The 18,645-nt window shown below is 43.9% G+C and carries 15 protein-coding genes; 11 read left to right on the top strand and 4 right to left on the bottom strand.

The window, feature by feature from the left end; translation table 11 throughout:
- Window positions 1-541: 541 nt before the first annotated feature.
- From K08M4_RS15865 to sstT, 6 genes are all read left to right on the top strand, one after another.
- Entirely contained in the window at window positions 542-1,462 is a 921-nt protein-coding gene (locus K08M4_RS15865; RefSeq protein WP_086050574.1) for a polyprenyl-phosphate transporter, read from the top strand.
- A 199-nt stretch (window positions 1,463-1,661) separates the two neighbouring features.
- On the top strand, window positions 1,662-2,102 hold the full coding sequence (locus tag K08M4_RS15860; RefSeq protein ID WP_086050573.1) for a hypothetical protein: 441 nt from the start codon (window positions 1,662-1,664) through the stop codon (window positions 2,100-2,102).
- Window positions 2,099-2,695, top strand: coding sequence for an SCO family protein (locus tag K08M4_RS15855; RefSeq protein ID WP_086050572.1), 597 nt, complete (start codon window positions 2,099-2,101; stop codon window positions 2,693-2,695). The genes K08M4_RS15860 and K08M4_RS15855 overlap by 4 nt, the downstream gene beginning before the upstream one ends.
- Before the next feature lie 113 nt (window positions 2,696-2,808).
- The gene (locus K08M4_RS15850) at window positions 2,809-3,267 is read left to right on the top strand and encodes a copper chaperone PCu(A)C (RefSeq protein ID WP_086050571.1); all 459 of its coding nucleotides are present in this window, start codon (window positions 2,809-2,811) and stop codon (window positions 3,265-3,267) included.
- A 504-nt stretch (window positions 3,268-3,771) separates the two neighbouring features.
- Window positions 3,772-4,836 carry a ribosome small subunit-dependent GTPase A gene (gene rsgA / locus K08M4_RS15845; protein WP_086050570.1) on the top strand — a complete coding sequence of 355 codons (1,065 nt, stop codon included), beginning with the start codon at window positions 3,772-3,774 and terminating at the stop codon, window positions 4,834-4,836.
- Between the two features lie 392 nt (window positions 4,837-5,228).
- The gene (gene sstT, locus K08M4_RS15840; protein ID WP_086050569.1) at window positions 5,229-6,446 is read left to right on the top strand and encodes a serine/threonine transporter SstT; all 1,218 of its coding nucleotides are present in this window, start codon (window positions 5,229-5,231) and stop codon (window positions 6,444-6,446) included.
- 300 nt (window positions 6,447-6,746) lie between these two features.
- Here the strand turns inward: sstT and K08M4_RS15835 are convergent, their stop codons facing one another.
- The 3 genes from K08M4_RS15835 to K08M4_RS15825 all read right to left on the bottom strand — a co-directional run bounded on the left by K08M4_RS15835 (window position 6,747) and on the right by K08M4_RS15825 (window position 9,687).
- On the bottom strand, window positions 6,747-7,982 hold the full coding sequence (locus K08M4_RS15835) for a tetratricopeptide repeat protein (RefSeq protein WP_086050568.1): 1,236 nt from the start codon (window positions 7,980-7,982) through the stop codon (window positions 6,747-6,749).
- Window positions 7,983-8,290: 308 nt separating this feature from the next.
- Window positions 8,291-9,220 carry a LysR family transcriptional regulator gene (locus tag K08M4_RS15830; RefSeq protein WP_086050567.1) on the bottom strand — a complete coding sequence of 310 codons (930 nt, stop codon included), beginning with the start codon at window positions 9,218-9,220 and terminating at the stop codon, window positions 8,291-8,293.
- A gap of 26 nt (window positions 9,221-9,246) precedes the next feature.
- Complete coding sequence (locus K08M4_RS15825) at window positions 9,247-9,687, bottom strand: Lrp/AsnC family transcriptional regulator (RefSeq protein ID WP_009845852.1); 441 nt, start codon at window positions 9,685-9,687, stop codon at window positions 9,247-9,249.
- A 140-nt stretch (window positions 9,688-9,827) separates the two neighbouring features.
- On the opposite strand from K08M4_RS15825, the gene K08M4_RS15820 reads away from it, so the two are divergent.
- Complete coding sequence (locus K08M4_RS15820) at window positions 9,828-10,412, top strand: LysE family translocator (protein ID WP_029223178.1); 585 nt, start codon at window positions 9,828-9,830, stop codon at window positions 10,410-10,412.
- Between the two features lie 54 nt (window positions 10,413-10,466).
- Here the strand turns inward: K08M4_RS15820 and K08M4_RS15815 are convergent, their stop codons facing one another.
- A complete protein-coding gene (locus tag K08M4_RS15815) occupies window positions 10,467-10,856 on the bottom strand; it encodes a DUF1294 domain-containing protein (RefSeq protein WP_086050566.1) in 390 nt (129 codons plus the stop codon).
- A 377-nt stretch (window positions 10,857-11,233) separates the two neighbouring features.
- Between K08M4_RS15815 and pulA the strand changes: the two genes are divergently transcribed.
- The 4 genes from pulA to K08M4_RS15795 all read left to right on the top strand — a co-directional run bounded on the left by pulA (window position 11,234) and on the right by K08M4_RS15795 (window position 18,619).
- The gene (gene pulA, locus K08M4_RS15810) at window positions 11,234-14,947 is read left to right on the top strand and encodes a pullulanase-type alpha-1,6-glucosidase (protein ID WP_435532567.1); all 3,714 of its coding nucleotides are present in this window, start codon (window positions 11,234-11,236) and stop codon (window positions 14,945-14,947) included.
- Between the two features lie 273 nt (window positions 14,948-15,220).
- A complete protein-coding gene (locus K08M4_RS15805) occupies window positions 15,221-16,987 on the top strand; it encodes an alpha-amylase family protein (protein WP_086050565.1) in 1,767 nt (588 codons plus the stop codon).
- A gap of 481 nt (window positions 16,988-17,468) precedes the next feature.
- Window positions 17,469-18,065, top strand: a complete 597-nt coding sequence (locus tag K08M4_RS15800; RefSeq protein ID WP_086050564.1) for a hypothetical protein — start codon at window positions 17,469-17,471, stop codon at window positions 18,063-18,065.
- Window positions 18,059-18,619, top strand: a complete 561-nt coding sequence (locus K08M4_RS15795) for a tetratricopeptide repeat protein (protein WP_157665753.1) — start codon at window positions 18,059-18,061, stop codon at window positions 18,617-18,619. Before K08M4_RS15800 ends, K08M4_RS15795 begins: the two co-directional genes overlap by 7 nt.
- Window positions 18,620-18,645: the final 26 nt, after the last annotated feature.

Raw genomic sequence — 18,645 nt, 5'->3', positions numbered from 1 at the left:
TTCGAGAAAAACTTAAGCTAGTTACCTATGGTGGCTGGCTTTTTTTTCGTTTGGAGTATGGGGTTAATAGCAGATAGAAGATCATAGAAAGCCAAATGACAGGCAAAAAAATAGCCAACCGCAATAATCGCGATTGGCTCTATATATTTGTGAACAAATCATAAGTTCACTAACAACGTCAGTTGGCTAGGTGACCCTCGGCTTAAGAAGGGTCAATGTATATAATGCAGTTAGTGTGCCAATTTTAATTCGGCCGTTTTATAAGCCCTGCATCGCATAAAAACCTCTAATTCATGATGCGAATTGCAAAGTGCATTTGCATAATGCAAGCAAGATGCAATATAGATAGAAAACAAGTTTCACTGCAGCCGGTAATAATAAGACGCCAAGCAGTTGTATTTTAAATGTAAGGCAGATGTTCACATCAACGTATTGCCTTACAATTAAAGAGGTAATAAAGCACCTCGCCAAAGGCATATTCATATTTTTTTTACACTAAAGTTTGTATACTGCACAAAATCACTCTCAACTCTATGAAGCAATGAACTACTTAAGTACTTTTTTCAAAGGCATGGCAATGGGCGCAGCCGACGTTGTCCCTGGCGTGTCGGGCGGAACCATCGCATTCATCACTGGTATCTACGATACGCTACTAGATAGCATTCGAAGAATTAACCCTAGCGTACTTGGACTATGGAAGCGTGAAGGTTTCAAAGCCGCGTTTAGCCACATCAATGGTTTTTTCCTAATTTCACTGTTCGCAGGCGTATTCACGAGCATTGCGACATTTGCAAAGCTGATTTCTTGGTTATTAGTCACCCACCCGGTTCCACTATGGTCTTTTTTCTTTGGTCTTATCTTGGTGTCGGTTTTCCATATTCTTAAACAAGTAGAAAAGCGCGATATGATTCGATTCGTATTTTTGCTGCTTGGTATCGCCTTCGCTTACAGCATTACCGTGCTCAAGCCGCTGCAAATGGAACCTACCAGTATCAATATTCTCATTGCAGGTGCGATTGCGATCTGTGCGATGATTTTGCCAGGTATCTCAGGGAGCTTCATTCTGCTATTAATTGGTATGTACAGCCCGGTACTTGGTGCCGTTAAAGAATTTCAGGTCGATGTACTTGCCCTATTCCTTGGTGGCTGTGTGATTGGCCTGCTGACTTTCTCTCACGTACTTTCTTGGTTATTGCGCTCATTCCGCGACTTCACATTAGTATTCTTGACTGGTTTGATGATCGGTACACTGCCGAAGATATGGCCGTGGAAAGAAACAATCAGCTGGCGTACGAATTCTAAAGGTGAGCAGGTTCCGCTGATTCAAGAAAACTTATCACCGTTTGATTTTGAAGCCGTCACCTCTCAGCCTTCACAGCTAGTAATGGCTATTGTGATGATGTTTGTTGCCATTGCCTTGGTTCTAGGGCTAGAGAAGTTTGCAGAGCGCAACGCTGACTAAGTCAACGTAATTCTGGAACCTGTTCAGAGCGGATAGAACTTAGAAACACTAAGCTCACGTCCTATGAAACAGACAAAAGCGAAGCCAATGGCTTCGCTTTTTTAGTTCTACCATACGCACAAAATTACTTTTTGATACAAGCACATATTGAAGGATATGATAACATCGCCGCTCTTATAAAATTAGATGAGAACACGACATGCACTCTGCATTAAAGGTGGCTGCTCTTGGGATCGCTCTCGTGGCAGGCTTTTATGGGCCGCAAGTAATTCAGCAATTTGAATCAGCGATGGAGCGAGCCTCTGCTGAGGTTAACTTAGATGATTACTGCATGCTTTCCACCACATCGTGTGAACAAAATACGGTGACGATGACACTTGATCGCGAGACGGCTCAACCTTTAGCTCCCACCAAAATCAAAGTGGTCTGGGAAGACGCAGCCTCTGACACATTAATGCTGTCACTTGCAGGTTTAGAGATGGAAATGGGCTTGGCACGTTTTCAATTAAAAAACATTGGCAATAATACCTATGAAGGTGATGTGATTTTACCTGTATGTACTTTAGACAAGATGACATGGATCGGTGAGATCACTGATGGTGTCGATACTGTAAACCCGGCAATAAGGATGGCAAGATGAGTAGAAATTGGTCGTTAGCATTGGTTGTCGCTTTTGTCCTTGGCTTTGGCGTTAAAAGTTATCTTGATGGGCAAAACGAAGCTCAAAAACAACGCGCGGCAAAACAACAATTCTCCGCGACAACCCTTTTCGGTAAAGATAACCAGCCAACTGAAGTCTTTGATCAAACCGATGACAGAGTTCGTATCGTTTATTTTGGTTTCACACGTTGCCCAGATGTGTGCCCTACTTCTCTAGCAATGTTAGCCGGAGCACTTAACCAGATTTCTGATGAAGCAAAAGCCAAGATTCGCCCGATGTTTGTTTCTCTCGATCCAGAACGTGATGCCGCTGAAGCCTCGTATGAATACGCGCAATACTTCCACCCAATGATGGAAGGATTAAGTGGCCCGTTAGATGTGACAACGACTTTGGCACATAACTACGGTGTTATCTTCAGGAAGACCAAACTGGAAGGTTCAGAGTTGGAGTACACCCTAGACCACAGCTCATATTTCTATTTTTTAAAGCCCGACGGTACTTTGATTACTAAAGTACCGCACACGTTGACGCCTGCGCCAATTGTTGAAGCTATCAACACATTAACGCGCTAGCGTACCAAGTCATCAACGACGAGAAACAACGTGTACAAAAATAAAGAACTTAACCAATAAAGTTCGAACAAAAAGTCAGGTCCCAGACCAACATAAAAATTAAGGACAACAACATGAAGTTAAAAGCACTTGCTCTAGCAGGCTTATTGCTCACTCCTCTTGCTCATGCGAATAGCGACATTATGGTTCATGACGCGTACGCGCGTGCAACCCCGCCTTCAGCAGTGAACAGCGCGGTATTCACGACTCTGATGAACCATAGCGATAAAGATCGCGCTATTGTTTCTGCGACAACACCAGCAGCAGGAAAGGTAGAACTCCATGATGTTATCGTTGATGGCGACGTAATGAAGATGCGTCAAGTTCAAGCGATCACTATCCCTGCAAATGGTGAAGCGGTACTTAAACCAGGTAGCTTACACATCATGTTGTTTGACTTGAAAAGCAGCCTAAAAGAAGGCGAACAAATCGAAATGACGCTGACCTTCGCAAACGGTGAAACACAGACCTTTGATGCACCGGTTAAGAAAGTAATGAGCGGCATGAAAAAGATGAATCACGATCATCATTAATCAGATTCACAATCGATGAAATAATTTAAGCCACGATGACTTCTCGCCATCGTGGCTTTTTGCTAAACTGAGCTCGCTTTTTATTCAAAGCCTAAACACATAAATAACCCAAGGAGAATAGAAGATGATTGTAATGAAAACACTAAAACTGGCAGTAAAAGTAACGCGTTAATTTGTTTGGTTAATCAAACTTAAATACCGATCGACCAACATCTCGTCACCCGTGACTACCGCACACTTTTACCCGGTTTACTATTGATCGTAAGTGATCAATACCTGCATGCCCAATAGCGCATGACTAAATCCGGGGTCCTATCTATTTGAATTCGACCCAAACTCAAAACATTTTTGACGCTCGACGCTTTTTAATCTCAGCAACTCTTTTTGGTCTCATTAACTCTTTTGATCTCATCGACAAATTGAGATCTCACAAGACGTTAATGCTCTCATAAGACTTTAATACTCTCACAAGAAAAGAAAGCTCGCTCGTCTGGGTAAAAAGACATGAATTCACAAAACGCATTTTCTCATCCAATGTCACTTCAACAACTTGGATGGCAACCTGTATTTCAGCAACAACTGACACTCGAAGACTATGACCAATCCGTCATTGCTCGTATCGTCGCGCATCATCGTAGCGGCTATACACTAGCGTCAGAGCAAGGCGAAATTGTTCTACCCATCCATCAAAACCAACCCGCAATGACGGTTGGCGACTGGGTAATCTTGAACTCTGAACTGCAATTCGGCCGTTTATTAGAGCGTCAATCGCTCTTCAGTCGTAAAGCCGCGGGCAGTCGTGTGGCTGAGCAATATATCTCAGCTAACATCGACACCGTTTTTATCGTGGTTTCGTTAAATAACGACTTTAATCTAAGCCGTATTGAACGCTACCTAGCGCTAGCCAATGAAGCACAGGTTGAAGCGGTTATCGTACTCACCAAGAAAGATTTGTGTGACGACTACGAAGGCAAAGTACAACAAGTGCAAAGCTTAGATTCTATGCTGATGATCGAAGCGGTGAATAGCCTAGACCAAGACTCAACTCAAGTTTTGTCGCCTTGGTGTAAAACGGGCAAGACTGTGGCTTTGATGGGTTCGTCTGGGGTTGGTAAATCGACACTCGTGAACTCGTTACTTGGCGAAACTCAACAAGAAACGAGCGGCATACGTGAAGACGACAGCAAAGGTCGACACACCACGACATCACGCTCACTGCACTTGCTAACGTCGGGCGGTTTATTGCTCGATACCCCAGGCATGCGAGAGTTACAACTCGCCGATTGTGCTGAAGGGGTGAGTGAAACCTTTTCTGATGTCGAAGAATTGGCGATGCACTGCCGTTTCTCTGATTGCAGCCACGAATCCGAGCCTGGGTGCAAAATACGTAAAGCGATTGAAAATGGTGAGCTGTCTGAAAGAAGATTTACCAACTATCAAAAGCTATTGAGGGAGCAAGCCAGAAACGGTGCATCATTGGCTGAACAACGTGCGAACGGTAAACAACTTTCTAAGATGTACAAAACCGTGCAATCAGAGAGCCGTAATCTTAAGAAAGCTTCTGACTAAACCTTTAAAGTTAAAGACTATAAGCTTTATTTGAAACGACTTAGCCCTATCCTGTTAATCAGGTGGGGCTTTTTTATTTCAATTTGGTATCTGTATGACTATTTCTGAACACAATGATTTTACCAATAGCAGTTTACATACCCAAACGCCCAGAACATTGCCCCTTAAAAATATCAACGAGTAGATTTATAGCCAAATGTTAATACATTCATTTAACATTTAGCTCTAAAAACACCACATAGCGCAAACAATAACCCTAAAAGTAAACTATCCCTAGACACCCTCTTAGATCCCGCTAATATGACCGCCAATTCCGCTAGTGTATAGTTGGATTTGGTACAACTTCATAAAAAGATACATCACTATAATAATTTAACAATTGCAGGTATTTTATGCAAAACAACAACATGTTCGCCCGCATCGCTCGTGGAAACCTCGTTCTACAGATCCTTGCCGGTATTGTTTTCGGTGTCGTTCTCGCCATGGTTTCTCCTTCAGCAGCTCAAGACGCAGGTCTACTAGGTAGTCTGTTTGTCGGTGCTCTGAAAGCTGTTGCCCCAATTTTAGTATTCATTCTTGTTGCAGCTTCTATCGCAAACCAAAAGAAAGGTCAGCATACTCACATGCGTCCAATCATTGTGCTTTACCTGATTGGTACGTTCTCTGCTGCACTGACTGCTGTAGTACTGAGCTTCATGTTCCCAACCACTTTGACACTGGTTGCTGGCGCTGAAGGTGCTAACCCTCCTCAAGGTATTGCAGAAGTTCTTCATACGCTTCTATTCAAGCTTGTAGACAACCCAGTTAGCGCACTAATGAACGCCAACTACATCGGTATTCTTGCTTGGGCAATCGGTCTTGGTCTTGCTCTGCACCACGCATCTGCAACAACCAAAGCGGTTTTCGAAGACCTAAGCCACAGTGTTTCACACATTGTTCGCTTCATTATTCGTCTTGCGCCATTCGGTATCTTCGGCCTTGTTTCGACTACGTTCGCAACAACCGGTTTTGATGCTCTGGCAAGCTACGGTCAGCTGCTAGCAGTTCTACTTAGCTCAATGCTGATCATCGCACTTGTGGTTAACCCACTGCTTGTATTTATTAAAACAAAACAAAACCCATACCCACTTGTACTGCAATGTATTCGTGAATCTGGTGTAACGGCATTCTTCACTCGTTCGAGCGCTGCAAACATCCCAGTGAACATGAACCTTTGTAAGAAGCTAAAACTAGACGAAGATACTTACTCTGTATCAATTCCTCTAGGCGCAACGATCAACATGGCAGGCGCAGCAATCACCATCACAGTGTTAACACTTGCAGCTGTACACACTATGGGTATTGAGATTGATATCTTCACTGCGATTCTACTAAGCCTTGTTGCTGCGGTATCAGCATGTGGCGCATCGGGTGTTGCTGGCGGTTCACTACTGCTTATCCCGCTAGCGTGTGGCCTGTTCGGCATTTCAAACGATGTAGCGATGCAGGTTGTAGCGGTTGGTTTCATTATCGGTGTGATTCAAGATTCAGCTGAAACAGCGCTTAACAGCTCAACAGACGTAGTGTTCACTGCTGCTGTATGTAAAGCCGAGCAAAACAAAGAGCAATAATCCTTTAGCAGCTCTGAACCTAAACAGTTCTGAGCTCTAAGCTCTAAGCTCTAAGCTCTAAGCTCTAAAAAGCAAATCGTACATAAACAAAAAGGGAAGCTGATGCTTCCCTTTTTTTGTTTGAGTGCTTTACCCGCCGCAGTCAATAATATCGACCGTATGAATAACGGGCACCTTAGCGGCTTAATACAGTCAGTTATAACATCTACACTCATATAACATCGTTGGATTTTTTAAATTGTAGAACTACTCGTTTCAGTCATGTTCAGAACACAGGTCAGAACTCATAAACACGGTTTATTAATTGCTCTTCCAGTTAGACTCAACTGCCGGTTGGCTAAAGTCCAAAGAACCGCTATTAGAGTTAGCTTGCTTATCTTGTGATGCTCGATTTGCGCTTGCGTTATCACCATCATGACTTTCTGTCGTATGTTGGGGATTGTTGGCATTTGAACCTTGAGTATTTGAGGCTTCAGTATCCAAAACCGCCTTATCGACACCTAACTCATCACTCTCTTCGTCAGAGGCTTCTTTCACTTTCTTATGCACTGGGATATCGCGTTTGTAGAGCTTGTTGAGCGCTTTAACGATAGAGTGCTTGGTGATTGTTTCTTGCGTCAACTTGGTCATTATTGGCTTAGTCAGAGCCTGTAACCCCACAACAGCATCAACACCAAGATCCCCACCAACTTTATCTCTCAAATACCTCGCATCCGCATAGCCAAAATGAGCCGATAAGAATAACCAGATATACGCGATAGCATTGCCGTGTTCACCATGGTCAATCCACGCCTCACCGGCTTTAAACATCGCTTCTGCACAGTTTTTTTCAGCTGCCGTTTCAAACCAGTAAACCGCTTCACGATGATTAGCGACAACGCCAACACCGTTCAAATAGCTCATACCCAATTTGATTTTTCCGTCTAGGTTATTCTTTTCAGCAGCTTTTCTGTACCACATGAAAGAGCTTTCTGGAGAATAATCTGGGTTCTCTCTATCTAAACACCAATCCCCCATAAAAAGCATCGCTTCGGTGTTACCACTAGCGGCAGACTCTTCAATATAGGCGCTGCCTTTCGGAAGGTTTTTCTCAACTCCGCGACCAAACACGAGTGCTTTACCCACCTCGAATTTTGCAAGCGGATCGTTATCCAGTGCCGATATCGCTAACTGCCAAAAATTGGCCTTTTCTCTTAAAATTAGGTCTTCTTTGCACTTCATACTCAGACGCACAATGCCGTACATGCCGTTGACATTGTCTAAATGGGCAGCTTTATCGTACCAATACAGAGCTTCTTTAAGATTGACTCGTTCAGCCTCTTTCGCCAAATATAAAATCGACGGCACATGCCCTGTTTCAGCCTTAAATTGACGATCTTTTTGCTCTTGGATACGTGCTTTTTCAATCGCTTTTCGGTAAGCGACAGCGCGAGCTTTACGTTCTTGCTCCAAGCGCTTTTTTCTTAGCGACAAAGAGACCAACCAAACAGCAATAAGTATTAACGAAAGAGCGGTCGCACCAATTGCGATTCCCATTGTACTCATAAAATATTTTATCCTAACTCGGCTAATAGCACCCTACACAGGAAAGCAATCAACCTATAGCGAGCAGTATGTTTGAATGACAGGGAAAAGCGCAGTTATTAAAACGATCCGCCCTAAAATGAACTTTGTTCAGTATCTCAGGAATACATAGCGATAAAAAGCCTACTGGTATCTATCCGTCTGCACTCCATTAATGCTGTGATCCCGCTCGCTTTTTCTCTATAAGTCTTGGGGCTTTACTTATTCTACCTTATCTATCTTATCTATCTTATCTATCAGCTTACGGCCTAGCGACATGACTAACCTTGCTGCATCTTCTCCCAAATCGTTGGAGAGCCAATATAGTCTTGAACCGTAGTGATGAATTCTTTAACTAGCTTGGTCTGCTTACGGTGCGGATAGACAGCGTAGATCGCCGTATCAACCGTCGAGATGGCATAATCCGGAAGTAACGTAACCAAGCCCAGTTCTTTCATTGAGGCATACAGATTTGATTGGTCAAGGAAGCCAAAACCTAAGCCATCTTTTACGCAAGACACCATGGTACGAACATCACTGACCTTATAGTTGCCACGAATCGTCAGGCTTTGGAAAGTGTTGCCATGTGGCTCTTCACTTATACGCAGATGATCAACCGTCATATCACCATTGGTATAGATAACCGCAGGTAAAGAGAGCAAATCTTGTGGCGTCTTTGGCTTACCGTGCTCTTTCACAAAGTCGTTCGATGCAACGAGCATAAAGTTACTGTCGGCAATCTTCTTGGCAATCAAATTGGATTCAACAAGCTTACTGAAGCGAAACGCGATATCAAACTGCCCTGCAATAATGTTGGCGATCTTGTCGTCCAACGAAAGTACGATCTGAACATCCGGGTACTTTCTCATGAACTGAGTAATGATAGGTTGCAAGTATTGCTGACCAAAATAGATCGGCGACGTAATTCGTAGCACACCTTTGGGTTCAGACTGGTACGAGTCGGCAATGCCTTGTATCTGATTGATCGTGTCTTTCAGCACATAGGTTTGCGCGAGAATGTCTTCCCCTGCCGACGTCAATGAGAACGAACGAGTAGATCGGTTGAGTAGCTGAACACCTAAATCTTGCTCGAGTTTTTTGATCTGTTTAGAGAGCGATGAGTTGTCCATATCATGTAACGTTGCCGCTTTGGTAAACGACCCTTGTTGAACCACATCTAAGAACAACAATAACTGATTAGTATTTGGCACTGCGCCTCTCCTGAAATAAAACTCGACTAGCGTTCATCTTTGGGGGTATCCATCACAACCATAGTCGTAATAGATTGCACCTGAGCACATTCCCCAAGCACATCGGCATGAAACTTCTTATAGCCCGGCAGATCTTTGGTTTCTACCCTTAGCAAGTACTCGTTGGCACCAGTAATGTTGTGGCATTCTACCACCTCTTTTTCCATACTGACGTGTTGCTCAAACTCCAGCTGAGCCGCTTTGCTATGGCTCGACAAGCCAATCGAAACATACGCAATAAAGCCAACACCCATCAGGCCATTATCCAGAACTGCGCGGTAACCTTGTATGATGCCTTTGCGCTCAAGATCCTGTACTCGTCTTAAAGTCGCTGAAGCCGACAAACCAATTCGTTCTGAAAGCTCAATGTTGGAGATTCTGCCGTCCAACTTAAGCTCTTGCAATATTCTTTCGTCAAATCTATCCATAAGTACTTATTATTGTGCATTAAGTGATAATTGAGGAAATAAAAGCACATAATTGCCTCACTTTCCACCTACTATGTTTCTCAACACGTGAAAGTCATGACCGGTCAGTCACTTCGTTCATTTACTGCTGGAGAATCACAATGCCTTTAGAGCAACTTAGCGCACTTGCCTTGTTTGCGTTTGTCTCGACCTTCACACCAGGTCCAAATAACATCATGCTCATGACATCAGGTGCCAATGTTGGCTTTGCCCGTACTATTCCGCACATGCTGGGCATTGCTCTGGGTTTTGCAGCCATGTTGCTATTGGTTGGCTTCGGCTTAATGGGGATTTTTAACGCCTATCCGGTCTCTCACCAAATCTTGAAATACCTGAGTCTTGCTTACCTCGTGTACCTTGCGATTAAGATAGCATTGAGCGGCAAAGCGAAAAGTACTGAGGCTTTTAAACCAATGACCTTCATCGGCGCAGCCAGTTTTCAGTGGGTGAACCCGAAAGGTTGGTCAATGGCGCTGACGGCTATTTCAGTGTATAGCAGTGGCAGTTCATGGTGGGAGCTCGCGATCATCGCCAGTATCTTCACACTAGCCAACTTGCCTTCTGTGACATTCTGGACAGCGGCAGGTAAACAGCTCCAGCATTGGCTAACAACGCCCGTTCGAATCAAAAGCTTCAACTATGGTATGGCAGGGTTACTTTTAGCATCGACGATTCCGATGATCTAATCGACTTACTTTATCTATTGATGGTTAGTACACCGGTGCTAACCATCCGTTTCTTTAAAAGAGCTTAATAATCTCACTTAGCCATTGACCAAATGTCGCCTGCCCGCTCGGTGTTAACGTCCAGACAAAAGCCACAACATTAAGTGACACCGTCACAAAAAATACAAATCTAAATGGTTGCTTCTGCGTTTTATGACGCAGTTTATCTTGAGCAATTAACGCCCCTAACCAACCACCAGCAACAGAAAAAATATGCAGAGTTTTCTCTGGTACACGCCAACTACCATTGATTGCCGCTCTCTTGTCCTTCGCGTACACAAAAAACGTCACTATTCCGATAACTAAATACCACACCAAGAGCGATTTTGAACTTTCTGAAAACAACGCAGATACCGCTACTAATAACAGATAAGTAATAGCGATTTGAATAGATGAAGACAACATCAACTCCTTTGGATAATGAACAACATAGCGTCACCATTCCACATTAAAGACTCACTAAGGCTATTTGAGGCGAATGATTACAAACTTTTTTTGATAGAAAAAACAACCTGCGAGTGAAGTGCCACTAAGCTCACATAAATAAGGCGTAGTTATCACCCTTAGCTACTACTCCTATCTTCTACGCCTATGGCTAACCAACTGTATTTTATGAGCTATTGAACCAATAAAAAAGCGCGTTAACCACCACAATCCGTGATATCGACACTAGGTTTCCTATTTTTACGGATTAAAAATAACTTAATACATAAGCGTCACAAATAGTGGAGCATCCTTAAGCCTAGGATATTCATCTTCGTAAAAAATATGGATATCAAAACGTGAACGAAATAAATACCAATAAACACGAGATTCTACAAAGTGCCTTGAAGATTGCAAAAACAAAGAGCTTCAATATTGCGCAAACAAACAGCTTCAAACGTTCAGCTTTAGCCAAGGCGATATTGCCTATCGTCACCGCGACCTTGGTAGCAGGCTGTGGAAGCGACACTAGCAAAACAAACTCTGACAGCAATAGTCTATATAAAGCCGCTGAAAACGAAGTTGTTATTTATTACAAACGAGATGTTGCAGCGGCTCGCGCTTCTGGCTCGACCTACGACGGCTGGGGGCTTCACCTTTGGAATGGCGAAGGTTGTACGAGCACTGACTTAGTCGGCATGGGATTAGGTAACAATGGGACTGACTGGGATGTACCTTATGAATTCAAGGGCATCAATGATACCTACGGCGCCTACTACGTATTGAAAGTCGACCCAGATGCATCCGACCCTCATAAGTGTATGAACTTCATCTTGCATAATGGCGGCGATAAAGCGTTTGGCAGCGCAAACTCGAAAATTGATCTCACCAAACTGAGTCAATCTCAATCTGTATTCGGTTTCCATGGCAGCAGCGCGTTGTACTACGAACCGATTTCAGAACGCCCAGTTAAGATTGATGGCCAGAAGGCACATTGGTTAGACTCAAACACAATCGCTTGGGAAGCAGCAGACGGTGCCGATTCTCTCAAGTTGTTCTACGCGCTCGATAACAGCATCACGATAAACGATGACAAGGCGATCGTCGGTGGGCAGGCCGTTGAACTCAAAAAAGATGGCACCCTATCCTCTGCATTAAAAGAACGTTTCCGTCACCTAGCAAGCCTACCCGCTTTATCAATCGATGTTGACGACAGGACACTGCGCACCATTTTGAAATCTCAGATCATTGTTGTTGCGTATAATGCGAATGGCGACGTTATCTCTTCAACTGAAGTTCAAAAGCCCGGCGTACTTGATGCTGTATTTGCCAACGAAGAGGCCGGTAACGCAATCGGAGAAACACTCGGGGCGATTGTGGAAGGCAGCACGACGACCTTCAAGCTTTGGGCCCCTACCGCGCAAGATGTTGAACTCGTCCTCTACAGCGAAGACCGACAAAGTTCTAAAGTGCTCCCAATGACCGAAAACTTGGAATCAGGCATTTGGGCAACGGATTCAATTTCTAACGCCGTGAACAGTTATTACCGTTACCAAGTGAAGGTCTACCACCCAACCACTGGTAATATCGAAACTCGCCTTGTGACCGACCCATACTCACTCGGCTTGTCGAAGAATTCAGCATACTCTCAAGTGATTGACCTTGATGAAGCAACACTGATGCCACAAGGTTGGGCTGGATATAAGCGCCCAACGGTGAAGAAAGACGAAGACCACGTACTGTACGAATCACACCTTCGTGATTTTAGCTTCAGTGATAAGTTAGGTACCGCGAACTTAAACGGCAAGTACCTAGCGCTAACAGAACCTGACCGTGAATCAGTCAAACACTTGAAAGCTCTGAAAGATGCCGGCTTAACCACGCTTCATATCTTACCTGCATTCGATATCGCCACCATCAATGAAGATGACGCGAGCCGCGTGGATATCACCGACACCGTCGGCAAACTCTGTAACGTAAAACCAACGGCGACTTTATGTGGCACCGAAGATGAAAACAAAACCATCGAAACCGTACTCAACAGCTATAACTCTTCAACAGGCGATGCCCAAGCTCTAATGAACGATCTGCGTATGCTTGATAGTTTCAACTGGGGCTACGACCCATTTCATTACACCGTTCCTGAGGGAAGTTACGCGACAGATCCTAACGGTTCAAAGCGTATTCTTGAATTCCGTCAAATGGTTAAAGCTGCGCACGAAATGGATCTTAAACTGATCATGGACGTGGTTTATAACCATACCAATGCGTCTGGCGTGAACGATAAGTCCGTACTGGATAAGATCGTCCCTGGGTATTATCACCGCCTGAATGTGAACACAGGTGGCGTGGAAAGCTCAACGTGTTGTGATAACACCGCAACTGAAAACCTAATGATGGGTAAGTTGATGGTCGACTCACTCAAGGTATGGGCTGACGACTATAAGGTTGATGGTTTTCGTTTTGATTTAATGGGCCACCAGCCAAAAAGTGTAATGGTTGAAGCATTGAAAGAAGTGCGCAAGATCGACCCAAACACCCTGTTCTATGGCGAAGGTTGGGACTTTGGCGAAGTAGCAAACAACGCTCGCTTCGAGCAAGCCAACCAGATCAACATGGCAGGCACCGAAATTGGCACCTTCTCTGACCGTTTGCGTGATGCAGTGCGAGGCGGTAGCCCATTTGATGGCGGTGTCGACTCTGAAGGTAAGCATCCACTTCGTTTTAACCAAGGCTTCGGTAACGCCGCGTTTGCCAACGAAGAGACCAAAGTTGATCAAGATTCAGTCAACGGTCGTTTACACAACCAAGATCTTGTGCGCTTAGGCATGGCGGGGAACCTAGCCGAATACGTATTACTGGATTACAAAGGCGATACCAAACTGGGCAAAAACGTCGACTACAACGGCGCACCCGCTGGCTACACCAAAATGCCGTCAGAGAACATCTCTTACGTTTCCAAGCACGATAACCAAACGCTTTGGGATAACAACGCTTACAAAATCGCCGAAGGTACAAGCTCTGCAGAACGCGCTCGTATGCAGTCGGTATCGCTCTCGACCGTCATGTTGGGTCAAGGCATCCCGTTCATACACATGGGTTCTGAACTGTTACGTTCTAAATCGATGCAGCGTGATTCTTACGACTCTGGCGATTGGTACAACCGTGTGATGTTTGATGGTACTGGCAATAACTGGAATGTTGGCTTACCTCGTGAAGACAAAGATGGTGCCAACTGGGAACTCATCAAAACCATCATTGCCGACAGCACGGCTAAACCAGTAAAAGAAGACATTGACCTAACCAAGCAGCAATTCCTAGAGCTATTAAAAATCCGCAGCTCAAGTGAACTGTTCCGCTTAGACACAGCAGAAGAAGTCATGAAGCGTGTCGACTTCCGCAATGTAGGCAAAGATCAAATCGAAGGCCTGATCGTGATGTCTATTGATGACGGAATCTCCACGGGCAAAGACCTAGATACTACCGCTGATGCGATTGTGGTTGTTATAAACTCAACGAGTAAATCTCAATCGTTCAAGATCACGGGAGCAACGGGCTTTACACTCCATACCATTCAGCAGAACTCTGCCGATGACATCGTGAAAGGCGCCACCTTTTCCGCTGAGACTTTCACCGTACCGCCATTAACCACCGCTGTGTTTGTGCAAACTCAAGGCGCATCACAAGGTGCTGGGTTATCGGTTGATAACTCACAAAAGGACGTATCTAAGATTCCGCCATATGGCAAAACGACCGTCTATGTACGTGGTGCAATGAACGGATGGAACCCGACGGACGCTTGGGCGATGAACTTCGTTGGTAACGGCGTTTACTCTGTCACTGGCGCTTTGGCTGTGGGTGAATATGGCTTCAAGTTTGGCGGTTCTACTTGGGGTATCTTGGATATTGGCTGTCACTCCGTCGACTTAGCTCAGGGCTCGATCAACATTGGCAGCGAAGGCGACTGTAAGTTGAATGTAACCGAAGCCGGCAACTACACATTCACACTGAATGCGATTCATCAACTCAATGACAGCGCAGAAAAAGCCGTGGTATCTGTGACGAAACAATAAGCTTCACATTCACATAATCATCACAGACGAGCCTGTTTTTTTGGGGAAGAGCGAGGGGGAGGTATTAACCTCCCCTTTTTTGAGCAGCCGCTCACATACCACAGCAACTACGCCCCGACTTTCTTACCCAAGGAGGATAAAGCCGCATTCTGATTGAGCTAGCCTCTTAACGATAACTTCTATACCAAATATAACGTCTATATCAAACATAACGTCTAGCACAGCTTCAACGACAAAGCCCTACACCTCCACTTCTCAAGATGGAATATAAGTATGTACAACAAGAAACATTCAATCTATCAAGTTTTTACCCGTTTGTTCGGCAATCAAAATACACAGAACACACCTTGGGGAACCATTGAACAAAATGGCGTGGGCAAGTTCAGTGACTTCACCAATAAAGCGCTGACAGAAATTAGAGATCTCGGCATCACTCATATTTGGTACACCGGAGTACCACATCATGCAGTGATCAACGACTACAAGCACATCGGCATCTCAGACGATCATCCGAGCGTTGTAAAAGGACGGGCTGGCTCACCTTATGCCGTCAAAGATTACTACTCCGTAAACCCAGATCTTGCTGACAACCCAGCGCAGCGTTTACAGGAATTCGAAGCCTTGATCAAAAGAAGCCATGACAATGGTTTGAAAGTCATCATTGATATCGTCCCTAACCACATTGCCCGAAATTACCAAGGCTTAAATAACCCAGAAGGCGTGCGTGACTTTGGCGATCAAGATGACACGACGGTTGAGTATCATCGCAACAATAACTTTTATTACATCCCTGACAGCGTATTTGAACTGCCCGAGATCGAACCTGCGTTCATTCCTCTTGGTGGCGAACAACACCCGAGTTTGGCCTCACCGTTTGTTGAATCCCCAGCCAAATGGACAGGAAACGGATCGCGCTTGAGCAAACCTAACTTCGACGATTGGTATGAAACCGTAAAGATTAACTATGGCGTGCGACCAGACGATTCAAAAGACTTCCCCGAGTTACCGAGTGATTACGCAACGCGTGATCACCTCGCCCACTACCATTTCTGGCAGTGCGTTGATGTGCCGGATTCATGGGTTAAGTTTCGAGATATCGCCTTATATTGGTTAGAAAAAGGCGTTGATGGATTTCGCTACGATATGGCAGAAATGGTACCGGTCGAATTCTGGAGCTATCTCAATTCATCAATCAAAGTAAAGAATCAAGACGCCTTTTTGATGGCGGAAGTGTATCAACCGCACCTTTATCGTGATTACATTCGCTTAGGTAAAATGGACTACCTGTATGACAAAGTCGATCTTTATGACGGCCTAAAAGCAATCATGCAAGGTAAGGCTTCAACGGCAATCATCCCTGAGATCCAACATCAAATGATGGACATCGAACACCACATGATGCACTTCTTAGACAACCACGATGAGCAGCGTGTCGCGTCTCCAGAGTTTATTGGTAACCCTCACATAGCGAAACCCGCCATGTTAGTCAGTGCGCTATTAAGTAGCTCTCCCACCATGATTTACTTCGGGCAAGAAGTCGGCGAATCGGGCGCGGAGAACGCAGGCTTTGGGCAACCTTCTCGCACGTCTATATTTGACTACATCGGTGTTCCTCAACATCAAAAATGGATGAACGGAGGAAAGTTCGATGGTGGGCAGCTCAACGATGATGAAAAGCAGCTCAGACTCTTCTACCAACAAGTGATGACGTTTTCACTGAACCATTCATCGATGACCGGAGCGTACCAAGATTTACACCAATCCAATCAGCTAAGTGATTCTGTTTATGCTTTCTTGCGTTTTGATAACCAAGAACTGATTATCGCCGCGACTAACTTCAGCCAAAGCAAAACAGACCACATTCAGTTGAAGGTGACGGCAGAGGTTATTCAAAAACTAGGCATCGCTGACGGAAGCTATACGCTCAAAGAACATATTGAAGGCGTCCAACAACAGACGCTGTATGTGGAAAGTGGCATAGGTTACTTGAGTGCAGAATTAAAACCCCTAGCCGCTTTCGCTTGGGTGTTAACCCTTTAATCAACCGATCTAAAAGCAACTAGCAATGACGACGTTAAAATACAAATAAAAGGAACTTAACGTCGTCTTCGGATAGGTTAAATGTTCGTTGGATTTCAAAGCACAATTCGAAGAAGCTCTGGCGGGTGGCTGTAACTCGTTTTTGCCCTATTATCAGACAGAGTAAATACTCACTCATATCCTGTTAATTGGGTTTTGCCTTACTAAAAGTTATCCATTTTTCTAATGGTGTTCGTTGTAAACCCCCGAGCTGTATCACGGGGGGAAATTCGACGTATCTATCAGCGCCATACAACCTCGCTGTAGTTCCAAGTTTGCGCGCGATCTCCTTACCTCGAACTAAAATATTAAATTAGTTTTATCCGTAACCAATTGTTAATAAATGATAATATTTAGTAGAATCACACTAAAGAAACATCATGAGATTTCTACGTTCGGCAATGAAATTATCAATTTAGTAGTGCTACATTTGTAGGTTAATATGAAAAAAGTATCCATTGAAATGCAAGCAAGATCGGCTTGTGATTGCTTTAAGGTTGCAAATACATCACTTGAATTAGCCAGAAGAGCAAAGGAGGACTGGGAACGAGACCATCACTGTATAACTGGGATTACGTTTACTGCATTCTCCATAGAAGCAATGATTAATCACTTTGGTAGTATTTATGAAGACAACTGGAATGACTTAAAGATAGAAAGGAAAGAACTTCACAAGAAGCTATTTAACCACGTAAATTTAAAAAATTATTTGGGGTCTAGAAATTATCAGTTAGCTAAACAGTGTTTTGAAATGAGAGACGCATTTGCACATGGAAAAACACTCATGGAGTCAGCTGAAGTTGAATTACCTGAATTTTTGGACGATGAAGAAGCAGCCTTACTAATTGCTTCGCTCCAAACTGCTTCATTTAGGAGCCCAAATTTTCGCTTGTTTGAGTTATTTATAAAGTCTGCACGAGAAATCGAGCGAGATATTCAAGCTAACGGATATTATCCGAATACCTTAGGTCACCCCAGCTATCAACCACAAAAATTAAGAGAGTACCCCTTGAGTGTGACAGGGATACGTACGTGGTAGCACCTGTAAAACTATTTAATTTTTTATATCCAAGTCTATGGGTTAGTCATACGAGAGTGGTTAATATGAATAAATGTATACTTGTCACCCTGCTTTGTTTTTGTACTTCAGCTTTAGCTGAAACTAAACGTTCTACGGAGCAAATATATCAAGAAGCGATTGGGTTAATGATGTCAGATGAAGAACAAGCATTAAAATTGTTTAGTCAGGCAGCAGAGAACGATCACGCTTTATCTCAATTTCAAATTGGCAGAATTAATGATTGGAACAAATCAAATTTCACTTTAGCACGTCAGTATTACGAGCTTTCTGCAAATCAAGGTATTGCGATTGCTCAATTGCATTTAGGATCTTTGTATAAAGATGGTAAAGGTGTTCCCCAAGATTTTTCAAAAGCATATGTCTGGGGGTACGTTTCAAAGTTAAATAATGGCCCTTCTGTCGGTGATAGAATGCTATCAGTTTTAAGTACTAAGTTAACTTCTAAAGATGTATTAAACCTCCAAAAAATTGCTCATGAATGTGTACGGTCCAACTACAAAAAGTGTCTTTAAGCGCATGGGTGACTTGAACAAATAAA

It is taken from the genome of Vibrio syngnathi (assembly GCF_002119525.1).
In the GTDB taxonomy this organism is placed as follows: domain Bacteria; phylum Pseudomonadota; class Gammaproteobacteria; order Enterobacterales; family Vibrionaceae; genus Vibrio; species Vibrio syngnathi.
Note: the sequence above shows the minus strand (reverse complement) of the source record. Positions and strands in the feature narration are given on the sequence as shown.